Annotated in this window: 10 protein-coding genes; 9 read left to right on the top strand and 1 reads right to left on the bottom strand. The window is 53.4% G+C overall.

The features are described from left to right. Positions 1 to 69 precede the first annotated feature (69 nt). Entirely contained in the window at positions 70 to 978 is a 909-nt protein-coding gene (locus Q31b_RS12420) for a PfkB family carbohydrate kinase (RefSeq protein WP_146600029.1), read from the bottom strand. A 551-nt stretch (positions 979 to 1529) separates the two neighbouring features. Here Q31b_RS12420 and cysC point away from each other — a divergent pair. The 9 genes from cysC to Q31b_RS12375 all read left to right on the top strand — a co-directional run bounded on the left by cysC (position 1530) and on the right by Q31b_RS12375 (position 14301). After that, positions 1530 to 2201 (top strand): adenylyl-sulfate kinase, encoded by a 672-nt coding sequence (gene cysC, locus Q31b_RS12415; protein WP_146600028.1) that lies wholly within the window; start codon positions 1530 to 1532, stop codon positions 2199 to 2201. A gap of 165 nt (positions 2202 to 2366) precedes the next feature. Continuing rightward, the gene (gene rpsO, locus Q31b_RS12410; RefSeq protein WP_146600027.1) at positions 2367 to 2636 is read left to right on the top strand and encodes a 30S ribosomal protein S15; all 270 of its coding nucleotides are present in this window, start codon (positions 2367 to 2369) and stop codon (positions 2634 to 2636) included. Positions 2637 to 3030: 394 nt separating this feature from the next. Then, on the top strand, positions 3031 to 5301 hold the full coding sequence (locus Q31b_RS12405; RefSeq protein WP_146600026.1) for a polyribonucleotide nucleotidyltransferase: 2271 nt from the start codon (positions 3031 to 3033) through the stop codon (positions 5299 to 5301). Between the two features lie 461 nt (positions 5302 to 5762). Then, positions 5763 to 7262 (top strand): YihY/virulence factor BrkB family protein, encoded by a 1500-nt coding sequence (locus tag Q31b_RS12400; RefSeq protein WP_146600025.1) that lies wholly within the window; start codon positions 5763 to 5765, stop codon positions 7260 to 7262. Between the two features lie 281 nt (positions 7263 to 7543). After that, positions 7544 to 8482, top strand: a complete 939-nt coding sequence (gene floA / locus Q31b_RS12395) for a flotillin-like protein FloA (protein WP_146600447.1) — start codon at positions 7544 to 7546, stop codon at positions 8480 to 8482. 30 nt (positions 8483 to 8512) lie between these two features. Further along, on the top strand, positions 8513 to 9391 hold the full coding sequence (locus Q31b_RS12390) for an alpha/beta hydrolase family protein (RefSeq protein WP_146600024.1): 879 nt from the start codon (positions 8513 to 8515) through the stop codon (positions 9389 to 9391). Beyond that, on the top strand, positions 9378 to 10280 hold the full coding sequence (locus tag Q31b_RS12385) for an EamA family transporter (RefSeq protein WP_146600023.1): 903 nt from the start codon (positions 9378 to 9380) through the stop codon (positions 10278 to 10280). Before Q31b_RS12390 ends, Q31b_RS12385 begins: the two co-directional genes overlap by 14 nt. A gap of 371 nt (positions 10281 to 10651) precedes the next feature. Then, positions 10652 to 12295, top strand: coding sequence for a hypothetical protein (locus Q31b_RS12380; protein ID WP_231617527.1), 1644 nt, complete (start codon positions 10652 to 10654; stop codon positions 12293 to 12295). After that, complete coding sequence (locus tag Q31b_RS12375) at positions 12292 to 14301, top strand: MutS family DNA mismatch repair protein (protein ID WP_231617526.1); 2010 nt, start codon at positions 12292 to 12294, stop codon at positions 14299 to 14301. Before Q31b_RS12380 ends, Q31b_RS12375 begins: the two co-directional genes overlap by 4 nt. Positions 14302 to 14682: the final 381 nt, after the last annotated feature.

The raw sequence follows: 14682 nt of genomic DNA, 5'->3' as shown, positions 1-14682 counted from the left end.
ATTGCTGATAGTTAGATTGCTGATCGTTATTTGATGGTCAAATTCTCTGCTGCGAATCGGGTCATGCCGCTACCAATTCTGGTAAATACTTTTGTCAATCGTTGTTGCCCCTTGCATGCCGCAAACGCGAGCGGCAAAGGTGACCGCTCGATCGAGAATCTCTTGGTAGGACAATCCCTGCAAGACGCCATGGATCGCAGCGGCCGCAAAGCCGTCACCCGCGCCAACGGTATCCACCATCACTTCAGGCTTCGGCGCGGGAGCAAACGTGATGGTCTGATCGGTCACCGCGTAGGCTCCTTGCGAACCACAGGTTATGAAATAGATTTCACCACCATACTGGTGGCGAAACGCCTTTACCGCCGCCTCGACTTGGGATGAATCCGACACCGGCATCTCCGAGATCTTTCCGAGCTCTTCATCATTTAACTTGACGTACTTGGAACCAGGGATCAGCTCCGTTAGCCAAGCGGTGTCGAACCAAGGCTCTCGAATATTGACGTCAACGAAGCGAGGGATGGTCGACGTCTGTGCCAATTGCTTGATCGTTTCTCGCGATCGCTCGCCGCGGAGAGCGAGCGTGCCGTGATAGAGAAGCGAGAACGGGCCTGAGCCTTCGAGCAAGGGCGGCTCGATAAAATCATAAGCTCTGGGATAAACGATCTCATAAGAGGGTTGCCCACCGCGAACGGTGACTTGGACCGTTCCGGTTGGTTGATCTTCGCGTGTTTGCACACCATCGGTATCCATTTCCCAGCCGTGCATTCGATCGAGGACCTGTTTGCCCACCTCGTCATCGCCAATCGCAGAAACGAACTGGGGGCGGTAGCCGAATCCTTGTAAATTCCAGGCGACGTTGAAGGGAGCCCCGCCGAGAACACTCCGCCCGTCCCCGAATTGATCGAACAGCACCTCGCCAATCACAAGAGGCGGCAAAACGTTGGCTGGCCGATCGGCGGACGTCCCAGAAGTAAACATGTGTTCCTCTAACTAAGCGTTGGAGCCATTGGAAGCGCGAAGCGACCATTGTAGGGCATGGGGGAAAGAATACAAATCGCGTGCCAAAGTCGGAGGATTCGCGATCCACTCTCAAGAGTTTGTAGACGCACCTTTCGACAGTCCCAGCAAACGATGTTACATTGTCGCACTCGCTTCAGGCGACAGGCCGCTAGCCCCGATGATTATGTGATTCGACGTCATTGGAGTCACTCGTTCGAGCCAAACGTTGGTGTGAATCCTTCGAGACACACTCTGCGAATGAGCCGTTTTGTGAGCCGTTTTGGCGTTGGTCGTCGTGGCGTTGGTCGTCTTGGACGAGGTTACGAGTCCCTGACTCCACAGCGGTCCAAAAGGACTCGTTACCTCGTCCACGACCCTAAAATGAAAAATTGACAAAGCACTAGCGGAAAAGCGTCAAGGGTTTCACCCACCCTGGAAAACACCCCAGCTCCCAGCTCCCAGCTCCCAGCTCCCAACTCCCAGCTCCCAGCTCCCAGCTCCCAACTCCCAACTCCCAACTCCCAACTCCCATGAACCCATCTGACATTGTCTGGCATCCTGCGACGGTCGACCGATCGGCGCGTGAATCGAATTTAGGCCAACGTGGCGTGGTGGTTTGGTTTACGGGGTTGAGCGGATGCGGAAAGAGCACGGTCGCCAACGAGCTCGATTCGCAGCTATTGCAGTTGGGTCGGGCGACGACGCTGCTCGATGGTGACAACATTCGCCACGGGCTTTGCGCTCCTCCCCCCGCATTGCGTGAAGAACATGGCGAAGCATTTGCGGAACGATTTGGGTTGGGATTTGCTTCGATCGACCGCGAGGAAAACATCCGGCGAATTGGCAACGTGGCTGCTTTAATGGCTTCAGCAGGCTTGATTACGTTGACCGCGTTCGTGAGTCCCTACCGGAAGGACCGCGATCGAGTCCGAAAAATTGTCGAGGAGGCTGGCAAAACAGGTGATTTCATCGAGGTCTTTGTCGATACACCTTTAGACATCTGCGAAGCTCGTGACCCCAAAGGCTTGTATAAGAAAGCGCGATCGGGAGAGATAAAGAACTTCACTGGCATTAGTGATCCTTATGAAGCGCCTCGCAATCCCGAGATTCGTTTGGATGGCGGGAAGGCGACAACGCCGGCGGATCAGGCCGCGGAAGTGCTACAAAAGTTGGTTGAATGGAAGGTTTTCGCGACTTCCTAGTCGATTGGGAGCGAATTTGCCGTTGCGTGATTTCCAACTGCCGGTAAACTACCCCCAATCGAGGAAAGCCGACTATCAATCATGAACCGGTCGCAAGTTGACGAAAAACGTAAGAGTTGACGAAAAACGTAAGTATTAAACGATAAGTAACGAAAAGAAGTAAGAATGACGATCTCGAAAGAGCGAAAATCCGCAGTCATCGAAGAACATGCGAAAGAATCGGGTGACACAGGGTCTCCAGAAGTGCAAATCGCAATTTTGACCGAGCGGATTAACGGATTAACCGAGCACATGCGAACTCATCGCAAAGATTATGCCTCGCGTCGTGGGTTGCTGGGGCTGGTAAGTCGCAGACGCCGGCTTCTCGATTATGTCCGAAGTGAGGATCCGCAGCGGTATTTGGATATCATTGGTAAGTTGGGCATTCGTAAATAGCCCTCTTTGGATGCCGCATCCCTGTCGGTGGTGCGGTAGGAAGGGGGATGACGGCAGCGCTGGTGAAAAACGCCACTTCGTTTGAAACGTTGTGGCGATTCTGCGAAGATTTTGCTTGGCGTAAAACTGCCATTTCAAGCGGTAGAGGACACTCAAAACCTACAGCTTCGATCGTTTTTCGATGGAGGCTTTCCATCTTAGGAGCGTCGCGACGGCTAGATGCCAAGCTCAAGATGTTCAGGGGTTTTTCTTCTCACGTCGGTTTGCTTTCCCCGATTGTTTGTGTCACGCGGCCACTTCGCTAATGAGGCATGGGTATCCAGCCTTCTTCAAGAATCGCGTGATCTAATTGTGTTGTATTTGTATCGATAGTAGGTGAAGAAAAGGTAATTGAATGACTGTTAATAAAATTCGTGTTGAAAAGCAAATCGGACGCAGTGTGTTATCGTTCGAAACGGGCCAATTGGCCAAGCAATCGGCTGGCTGTGTACTGGTCCAATATGGTGAGACCACGGTGCTTGTTGCGACGGCAACGAGTGACCCACGACCGGGTCTCGACTTCTTTCCGTTGACATGTGACTACCGTGAGCGATTGGCGGCAGCTGGCAAATTCCCAGGCGGATTCCTCAAGCGAGAAGGCCGTCCAAGCACCAAGGAAACCCTTAGCGCCCGGTTGATGGATCGCCCGATCCGCCCTCTGTTCCCAGCAGGCTTCAAAGACGAGGTCCAAGTGCAAGCGTTCGTGATGGCGAGCGACATGCAGAATGACGGAGATGTCTTGGCGATGAACGGCGCCGGTGCTGCATTGCACATCAGCACGATGCCGTTCCACGGCCCCGTCGCTTCGGTGCGAGTTGGCAAGGTTGATGGCAAGCTAATTGCTTTCCCAACCTTCGAAGACTTGGAAGAGAGCGAGCTGGACATGATCGTCAGCGGCTCACGAGACAAGGTTGCCATGATCGAAGGTTTCGCCGACGAAATGGCGGAAGACGACATGATCGAAGCGATCCATTTCGCCCATGAGACGATCCGTGAAATCATCGCTTTGCAAGATGAGCTTTACGAAAAGGTTCAACCACAAAAAGCCGAATACGTTGCCCCCGAGGACGACGGTTTGATGCAGCGTCTTAACGACGCCTACTACGATGAATTTCGTGCCGCCCAACAAACCCCAGGGAAACAAGACCGCGCGGATGCGGTCAAGGCACTTCGCAATCGCGCCATGAATGACGTGATTCCTGATCCAAAAGCCGACGGGGCAATCGATGTCAATCGCTTCAAGTCGGTGTGGCACGACTTGGAAGAAAAAGTCGTTCGCGATCTGATCCTTGCTGGCACTCGTCCTGATGGCCGTGATTGCAACAGCCTGCGTTCGATCTACTGCGAAACCGACCTCTTGCCACGGGTTCACGGTTCGGCATTGTTCCAACGCGGCGAAACTCAAGCATTGATTACGGTCACGCTAGGGACTGCCCGCGATGAACAACGTGTCGATGGATTGCAGGAAGAGTACAGCAAAAAATTCATGCTCGACTACAACTTCCCTTCGTTTTCGGTTGGCGAATGCCGCCCAATCCGTGGCCCTGGACGCCGCGAAATTGGCCATGGCTGCTTGGCCGAACGAAGCGTTGCACCCGTCTTGCCTGCTGCAGAGGATTTTCCTTACACGATCCGCGTGATCAGCGATATCCTGGAGTCGAACGGATCGAGCTCAATGGCTTCGGTATGTGGAGCAACGCTGGGCTTGATGGCGGCAGGCGTTCCGATCAGCAACCCGGTGGCCGGTATTTCGATCGGCTTGGTCCAAGACGCTCATTCGGACAACTTCACTCTTTTGACCGATATTCTTGGAACGGAAGATCACTTCGGTGACATGGACTTCAAGATTGCGGGAACCCAAAATGGAATCACCGGTATCCAATTGGATTTGAAGGTGACAGGCATTAGCGACGAAGTGATTCGCGCAACCCTCAAGCAATCGCGTGAAGCTCGTATTGAGATCTTGCGAAAGATGTTGACGACCATCCAACGTCCACGTCGCGAAACGGCTCCAAGCGCTCCACGCTTGCTCCGTACCAAGATTGCACCCGACAAGATCGGAGCACTCATCGGTCCTGGCGGAAAGAACATCCGCGGCATCCAAGAAACCACCGGCTGCGTGATCGAAGTTGACGATGACGGTACCGTCTTGGTCGCTGGCACGAACAAGGAAGCCGCTGCCGAAGCAATGCGTCAAGTCGAGGCTTGCACGGCGACCGTTCAGATCGGCAAGATCTATGACGGAGTCGTCAGCAGCATTAAAGATTTTGGTGCGTTTGTCGAAATTCTGCCTGGACGTGACGGATTGTGCCACATCAGCGAATTGAGCAGCGGTTACATCAGCAGCATCGACAAGGTCGTTAATGTCGGCGATCCGATGAAGGTTTTGGTCATCGACGTGGACGAGCACGACCGCGTGAAGCTAAGTCGACGCCGAGCGTTGGAAGAGCTTGGCGTGGAAGATGAAATGGCATCGGAAACCGAAGGTGATGGAGGCGGCGATGGCGACGGTGGCGATGGCGAAGATCGTCCGCGCAGGCGTCGAGGCGGAAGCAGTGGCGGCGGCCGTGGCCGCAGCGGCGGCGGTGCCCGCGGAAACGGCGGTGGCGGACGCTACCGCGACTAACCAGTAGGCGAGTCTCTCCGAGACTCGCATCCAGCGTCTCGGAGAGACGCTGCTACGAACACAATTCAGCGTCTAGTAGGCGAGTCTCTCCGAGACTCGCATCCAGCGTCTCGGAGAGACGCTGCTACGAACACAATTCAGCGTCTAGTAGGCGAGTCTCTCCGAGACTCGCATTCAGCGTCTCGGAGAGACGCTGCTACGAACACAACTCAGCGTCTAGTAGGCGAGTCTCTCCGAGACTCGCATCCAGCGTCTCGGAGAGACGCTGCTACGAACACAACTCAGCGTCTAGTAGGCGAGTCTCTCCGAGACTCGCATTCAGCGTCTCGGAGAGACGCTGCTACGAACGCACTCAGCGTTTCGACTAACGTGGCGTTCCCAATCGGAACGGCACGTTTTTCTATTTCTGGTCTTTGTTGAAAACGCTGAACGAATGCTGGCGTTCTGCTAGAATCACCGCCATGCGAAAACTTTACCAATACATTGTGGACTCCATCCGACGTCCGCGTGAGGAGCTATCACGTCGCCAGCATCAACTGCGTTACGCTTGGGACATCACCATCCACTGTTGGCGACAATTGATTCGCCACCGCGCCGAAGGAATGGCAGCGGAATTGACCTACCGAACGATCTTTTCGCTGATCCCGTTGGTCGTTCTCGGTCTCGTCATGTTTCGGATTGTCGGCGGACTGGATGACGTTCAGCAGAAAGTCGAAGATTCGCTCTATTCCTTCTTTGGCGTTCCTGAGATTCCACAGGTCTACACTTCGCCTGAGAGCGAGGACGCGATCGAGGGTGCTGTCTTGACGCCGATGGACGGTGACCTGCCATCGGATCTCACGTCAACCGATCCCATGCTTGATGAGAGGGAAACAAGCATGGCAGATGAAAGCAGCCGATCGGAGGGCGCCGCCGAAGAGGCGAAATCAAGAGCTGTTGCCCGAGCGGGCATCCGCCGGGCGCTGCACGAAGCGACGACCAAGGTTGCTTCCTTGGACTTTGCTTCGATTGGTGTCGTTGGCCTTTTGCTGTTTATCTATGCCGCCATCGCGCTTGCTGATTCCGCCGAATCGATTTTCAATCTGATCTTTGAAGCATCGACCACTCGCCCACTGCACCTTCGCGTTGCCATTCATTGGTCGATTATCACCCTCGGCAGTGGTTTGTTAGCGGTCAGTTTGTATATGTCGGGGCAAGCGGTCGAGTGGTTTGCGTCGATCGGTGTCGGTTCCGATGCGCGTGTGCTATTGAGTCATTTGTTGTCGGTGGTCGCCAGTTGGGTGTTATTGTTTTTGCTTTACGCATTGATGCCCAACACGAACGTATCGGTTCGCGCGGCGGCGATTGGTGCATTGGTCGGTGCGGTTTTGTGGGAAGCCGCAAAGTTTGGCTTTCAAATTTACGTCTTACGTGCATTGCCTTATTCAGCGTTGTACGGATCGCTCGGCTTGATTCCTCTATTTCTGTTTTGGGTCTACATCACTTGGTGGATCTTTTTGTTTGGGTCGATTTTGACTCATACATTGCAATCGCTTCGCGGTCGGCGTCCGCAAACCCAAAACTGGAACGAACGGGGACGACTGCAGGGGGATCCCGATTGGATGCTGCCAATAATGGTCGAGGTGTCCGATGCTTTCAAGCGAGGCAAATCGATCGACATTCAAGAATTGGCAGATCAATTGGGGCTCTCGAGCAGCGTCGTTCACGAGATGGGCGACAAGCTAATCGAAGCGGGTCTGCTCCGCCGCGTGTCGATGGGAGTGGGCCAAAACGACGCGTTAACGCTTGCTCGTCCAGCGGAAAGAATCACGATTCAAGAAGTCCTGAAACTTGCGCACCAATCGCGTCCGACCAACAATCATCCGGCGTGGCAGGCATTGGCAGACCTGAAAAAAGCAGAACGCGACTCGGCTGGAGACAAAACGCTGGCGACCATCGAACTGGGCAACGCCACTTCGTAGCTTGCCGTTCTCCGCCGAAGAGACGTACGAGAGGATTTGGCCAACCCTGCCGAGGCCAACCCTGCCGAGGCTAACCCCGCCGAGGCTTTGAAACGTAATTCGGCAACCGGTGATTTGCAAGGTTGGCCAAAACCCCTATGATCTAGGGTGTAGGAGAGACCGAGTTTACGTTCTGCGTACCTATACTAAACAGTGACACCATGATAGCTGCTTTTGCCATTGCTGCCGACCTTTCATTCACTATCGCCGAGTTGCCGATTGGACAAGCTGGGCCGTGGCAAATGCTGACCTTGGCGGCGGTTCTGCTCGTCTTGTTCTTGTTGGCGATTCTGGGGTTCTTTTTTGTCCGCTACGGTAAACTTTGGTTCCAAGCTTACATGTCGGTCGCCGATGTCAAGCTGATCAGCTTGATTCGGATGCATTTCACCAAAGTCAATCCACAGGTGATCGTCCAAGCTAAAGTCATGTGTGCTCAAGCGGGACTAAACATCGACCGCCAGGACGGGATCAGCACCCGTCGCTTGGAAGCTCATTACTTGGCGGGTGGCAATGTGATGAACGTCATTCACGCTATCATTGCTGCTCATCGAGCGGAGATTCCGCTCGACTTTGACCAAGCCTCCGCGATCGATTTGGCTGGGCGTGATGTACTCGATGCGGTGCAAACAAGTGTTTACCCGAAGGTCATCGATTGTCCCGATCCGGGCCGCAGCGGAAAGACCACGCTAAGCGCGATCACGAAGAACGGAATCGAACTTCGCGTGCGTGCTCGAGTCACCGTGCGAACGAACATTGAACAATTGATTGGTGGAGCGACCGAGGATACGGTCATCGCGCGAGTCGGCGAAGCGATCATTAGTTCGATCGGATCGGCAGCGGATCATTTTAAGGTGCTGGAAAATCCTGACATGATCACTCGAGTGGTTTTGTCGCGAGGGCTTGATGCTCAAACGGCGTTTGAAATCGTATCGATCGATATCGCGGATATTGATGTTGGTGAGAATATTGGCGCACGCTTGCAAAGCGATCAGGCCGAAGCGGATACTCGTGTTGCTCGTGCAAAAGCGGAACGCCGACGAGCCGAGGCGATTGCCGAAGAGCAGCAAATGAAAGCCAAGGTTGCCGACAATCGCTCGCAGCTTGTGTTAGCCGAAGCGAAGGTGCCGATGGCGATGGCCGAAGCATTCCGAGCAGGGCGGATTACCGCCCCGAGTCACTAGATACTGAGTAACGAGAAACATCGATCGCCGTTGACATCAAAATTACTCTATTGGAATCGCCGTTCTTACCGCGTCAAATTTCCTGGTGGTACAGGAGAGGACCTGGCTGGAATTATCGATCGACCCGATACGTCCGACGCAGTGCCGGTCGTGATCCTCAGCCACTGCTTCACCTGCAGCAAGGACTTGAAGGCGATCGTTCAAATATCACGAGGTCTATCCGAGCGTGGTGTTGCGGTCCTGCGGTACGACATGACCGGACTGGGTGGCAGTCGAGGTGATTTTTCCCAAACCAATTTCCGCACCAATTTGTCAGACTTGAGATCGGCCATCCGCTTTGCGTCGAATGAGCTTGGTGCGGTGACGACGCTCTTCGGACATAGTCTTGGTGGCGCGGCGTCGATGGCGATCGCAGGCTCGGCACCCTCCAATGAAGATGAAACCGCCGCGTTTGACTTACAAACTCACCGCAGCCTCGCTAGCCTCGTTTCACTTGCCTCCCCTAGTGACACGTGGCATATGGCGGATCGACTCGATCGCATGAACCGTGCAATTGAGCGAGTCGGGGTTGGCGATGTCACGATCGGTGGCCAAAGCTGGACGATCCGAAGACAAATGCTCGACGATTATCGCCAATATGACCTGGCTAGCGATATCTCTCGGATCGCAGTGCCGACACTCTTGTTTCACTCCCCATCAGACGATATCGTTGGTTTCGACCATTCGCTGAGAATCATGGGGCTGATCAATCAAGCACCTGAAGAACGAGTCGAAACCGATGACCGAGCAATCTGTAGCTTGATGGTGTTGCCCGGTGCCGATCACTTATTGACAACGGACCGCAAGGACTTAGATTTCGTGATCGCTACCACTGCCGCCTTTGTGCATCGAACGCATGACTTGGATTGAGCTCTCGGCAATCTCGGCACTGCTTCTCGGTTTCTACGACGTTGCCAAAAAAGTAGCCGTCCGACAAAACGCGGTGCCGATCGTATTGCTGGTTAGCGTGACGGTCGGTGCTAGTCTATGGCTTCCGTTTGTCGTTTGGTCTGCAGCTTCGCCCGAGACCCTACCGCATCGACTACTTCGTGTCGACACGTTGACTTGGGCCGAACACGGGCTGCTGATGGTAAAAGGAATGCTCGTTGGTACTTCGTGGACGTTGGCATTTTTTGCACTCAAGCGGTTGCCGATTTCGATCGCTTCACCGATCCGTTCTACGAGTCCCGTTTGGACGATCGCGATTGCGTCGCTTTTCCTAGGAGAGCGTCCGAATGCGGTTCAGTGGATTGGGATTGTCATTGTTTTCGTTGCCTTTTGGTTGTTTTCCGCGGTTGGACTTCGCGAAGGAGTTTCGTTTCGACGTGATCGTGGCGTTGCAATGATGATCGGCGCCACGATTCTAGGCGCACTGAGTTCAATCTATGACAAATACTTATTGCAATCGATCGAATTATCGCCGACGACCGTCCAAGCGTGGTTTTCGATCTATTTGGTGCCGGTCACGCTGCCGATGGCGATTTGGTGGCGTTTGACAAAGAGAGAAAAACCGGTATTTCAATGGCGCTCGGCCATATTTGCCATTAGCCCGCTATTGTTGGCCGCCGACATGGTCTACTTCACCGCTTTGGCCGACCCTGACGCATTGGTGTCGATTGTCTCCGTCGTTCGGCGTTGCAGCGTGGTGGTTTCCTTTTTGTTCGGTATTCAAGCACTCAAAGAAGCGAATTTTCGGCCAAAACTAGTCTGCATCGTCGCGATCCTCTGCGGCGTCGCCGTTTTGGCAATCGCCCGATAAATCGTCGTGCTTTTCATCAAGCAAAATTAACCGTATCCTATAAATTGTAGCTTGGTGCTTTGTCGCCGCTTGATTTTAGGCTTGGCAAAAGAGTCGCTGCGGCATCTTGCCCCAGTAAACTGCGGTGGAAAGCCACCGCCACGAGCGACCCTTGCCTAATCCCTAATTGTGACAAAGCACTAGGTTACGGTTTGTTGTGTACTGATCCCAGGCTGGAAGCCTAGGTTACGGTTTGTTTTTGTACTGATCCCAGGCTGGAAGCCTAGGCTACGGTTTGTTTTGTATTGGTCCCAGGCTAGAAGCCTAGGCTACGTTTTTTTCTTATTTCCTGACGTGGAAAGCGAGCGGCAACGAACGTTGCTTTGAAGGTAATGAGCGAAATCCTGCTCTATTATAGACGTCCTGATCCCACCACCTGGGTCTACCTCTCCTCGTTTTTAACGATTGGACTGTTCTTCGTCTTTCATCGCTTCTGGAGTATTCGAAACCTTGACATCGTCTTGCTGATCTTGCTTGGCCCCGGCTTGTTGATGGTACACGAAGGTTGGCGACGGCAAATCTTGGAAATCGAATCGGAAGTCATTACCGGGCGGATGGATGATTCGCCGCCGAATAAAGTAACGGGAAAGAATCGTTCGAGTGAAGACTTGCTCAACGTCCAGCAATCGGCAATTTCCGAGTCGGTAAACCGCGTTAAGGAACCGAGGCAAACCTTTGTTTCGATGTTGGTTCAGTCAACACTCGGAGACTCCTTGGCCGAATCTCCAACCGACAACGATGCCTTGCTGTCGGACTCAAGTGCCGAAGCGAACGATGCGGAAGACACCACGTCCACGAAAAAGGATGTCGACCCCGTATCGATTCGGCGGTTCGGGTTCATCTATTTGTTCGCAATTGAATTCTTGCTTCTGGTCCGGCTACTGCTTGATCCATTGATGGTTCGTCGTCCGCAATTGGATCCAAATCTAACAAACGGTGGATTAACGTTCATCGGCATTTGGTTGTTCATCTTTATGATGGCAAATGTGGTTGCAAGTACACCTAGGATCCAAATTGAGCAAGGACCGAAACTAGGGCCTGGCTATGCACTGATGAACATGTTGCCAGCGATTCCGACACGTCCTGTCACCGATGCATTGGCGGCGGGTGCCCCGACCGAAGAAGCCATTTTGACACCTGCCCAAGCCCGTTTAGCAACGCTCGCCAAAGTATTGGCGATCCTTGCACATGCTGCGATCGTGACAGGTATCGTTCTGATCGGAAATTGGCACTTTAGCAACATGCCGGCTGGGGTCGGCTGTGCGACGCTGTATTTAATGCTTCCTTACACCGCACAAATGACCGGACGGGTCGATCATGCGCTGCCCGCTGCTTTGTTGCTTTGGGCAATTTTGTTTTACCGAAAACCTTTGGTTTCGGGGACGTTCTTGGGATTAGCGTCGGGATTGGTTTACTATCCGCTATTCCTTCTGCCGCTCTGGTTTAGCTTCTATTGGAAGCGTGGAGCTTGGCGTTTTTTGATCGCTGTCAGTGCGATGTTGGCACTTTTGATGCTACTGCTATCGTTTGCCGGTGCCGAATCATTGCTCACTCATTTGCAATCGATGTTCGGTCTGTTCTTGCCGGAGCGAGAAGCAGCGAACTTGGGCGGCATTTGGGGATTGGGCTGGGATCCGATATGGCGTTTGCCGCTAATCGTTGCCTTTGTCATCCTGTGTTCGTTCTTGGCCGCATGGCCCGCACAAAAGAACCTCGGTACTTTGATCGGCTGTTCCGCAGCGGTGATGGTCGCGACCCAGTTTTGGCACGGTTATGGCGGCGGTCTTTACATCGCTTGGTTTTTACCTTTGTTTCTGTTAACGATCTTTCGTCCGAACTTACAAGATCGAATTGCTACCAAAGTCGTTTCCGACCGTTCGCACGGAAGGCAAGGCCGCAGCGCGTCCGTTCGCGATGGTGTCTCGCTATCGACTCAAGTTACACCCATTTCCCTAAGTGAAAGTGATCTCACTTGAACGCCTCCAACGCAACACCCAAAACGGATGTCGGTGACGCCAGCGAAGCTCTGCATCGATATCGCCAAGATCTCCATCGCTTAGAGTCGGAGCGTGCTCAATTAAAATCGCGTGATCGCCAATTTGGTTCGGCGCGAGTGGTCTTGTTTCTGCTAGCAATCGTGTTCTTGGTGCTCGGCACGGATATCGGGGGGATGCCACCGGTTTGGCCCATTGGTTGGCTAATGGTCATCGGTTTCCTCATCGCGGTCGTCCTGAACGAACCTGTGCGTGAAAGGATCGAGTCCCTTCGTAACGAGCGATCGGTACTTCGACGTTTGATCGCACGGATCGAACGAGATTGGGATCGCTTGTCGACTGACAAAATGGAGCGAAAATTGGCCGAGCTTGATCTGTCGGCCGACCAACGCGATGTCGCCAGCGACTTGGATCTTCTCGGCCGAGCCTCGTTGTTTCATCTGTTGTCGATGACGGCAACCACGCCCGGCATCCGGACGCTAGCATCCTGGTTGACTCAGCCCGCGATTGCTGAGCAAGCGATACGCCGCCGCGAAGCAATCGAGGCGTTAGCTCCACTGCGTGACGAACGACTGCGGTTTTACAAGCTGTCTCGCAAAGTGGCCGAAAGCAGTGGTTCCCCCGATCGCTTTACCGAGTGGGCGATAGGCGAAGCCTGGCTCGAAAAACGCAACTGGCTATCCATTTGGGCCAACCTATCCGTCGTCCTCGCGGTTCTCTTTGTCTTGGCAATCATGGGCGGTGCTTTACAGCTTCTATCCGTTGATTTCGTCAAGATCGGTTTGTTCGGTATCGTGGGACTGGGCGTCGTCAATGTCCTGTTGACCGCCGTGGTGCTCGGTCCTGCTCATGCGATCTTTTCAGTCGCAATGTCGAGCCGAGGTGCCGTTGCCGAATACGTCGAATTGTTTCATTCGGCCGCTTGGTTGCCAGAAGAAAAGCCGCTTGAAAAAGACACCGTTCAACCTCACAAGGAAGGCCTCGCAACCGACATTCCGCGCGCTGATTCGCGACTGAGCCAGCTTCGTGAAACGTTGTTGACCAATGACCGAGCCGCGGTCAAGGGGATGCAGTCACTGCAGAAGGTTGCATCGGCAGGAGCACTTCGCCAATCTGCTGCAACGTTCCTGTTGTACCTGCCGCTGCAAGCGTTTGCTCTTTGGGACGTCAGGGTTTTACGTAAGCTCGAAAGTTGGCAAGCTCAGTATCGTGATGTGGTCCATGATTGGTTCGAAGCCCTCGGTGAATTTGAATCGTTGATGTCGATTGCCGCTTTGCGCGATGAGTACCCGAATTGGGCAGTGCCAAGTTGGAAAGCGAATCCTAAACAGAATTTGCCGTCTGGCTCGGTGCTAGAAGCTAGCGCGTTGGGGCATCCGCTTCTAGGCGATTCCAACCGGGTTACCAATGACGTTTCAGTGGGGCCATCGGGAACGTTATTGCTGGTCACCGGCAGTAACATGTCGGGCAAAAGCACGATGCTTAGAAGCATTGGCTTGAACGTAGCCTTGGCTGGCACCGGTGCACCGGTTTGTGCGTCCGCGTTTGCTTTGCCATCGATGGAGTTGGCCACCAGTATCCGGGTTAGCGACAATCTGAGTCAGGGCGTTTCCTTTTACATGGCGGAACTGCATCGACTAAAGCAAGTCGTCGAACACGCTCGCAGGTTGTCCGAAAAACAAGATCGAGTCTTACTGTTTTTACTCGATGAGATTTTACAAGGAACCAACAGCCGAGAACGACAAATAGCCGTCGTACAGGTTCTGCGTCATTTAATCAACCTAAAGGCGATCGGCGCGATCAGCACTCACGACTTGGAATTGGCCGATGAGCCGGAACTCAATTCGATCGCCCATACCGTCCATTTCCGAGAAACGATTCTAAAAGATAAGGAAGGCAACGACACGATGACCTTCGACTATCGAATGCAGCAAGGTGTTTCGCCCACCACCAACGCACTGCGGCTTCTTGAAATGGTTGGGCTATAATTTCGTGCGAACTCAGCCGCGAGCTGGGGGTGTGCAGTGTCTGGTTCCATCCACATTACAGATGCTAGTCGTATTGAGCTAGTTTCTCATAATGGTCGTTGCGTACCATCCATGATTCAGTTGCTAGCCCGGATTATTCACGAGACACCAAACAAAAAGGGCCTTTCTTGCATCTAAGTGTTTAACAACAAAGCACTTTCGACAAACAAGGAAGACCCTTCATGAGTTTACAGTCTGCGCAGCAATTTGTCTTGGGCTTTTGGGACAATAAACCGATCGAATTTGAGCAAGTCGAGGAGAATCTATCCTCCGATGGCGGACTGATCGCCTTCTATCAGCTCGATCAAAAACTCGGTTGGACAAAATCCCTGGCGAACCTCA

Source organism: Novipirellula aureliae (assembly GCF_007860185.1).
Lineage (GTDB): Bacteria > Planctomycetota > Planctomycetia > Pirellulales > Pirellulaceae > Novipirellula_A > Novipirellula_A aureliae.
Note: the sequence above shows the minus strand (reverse complement) of the source record. Positions and strands in the feature narration are given on the sequence as shown.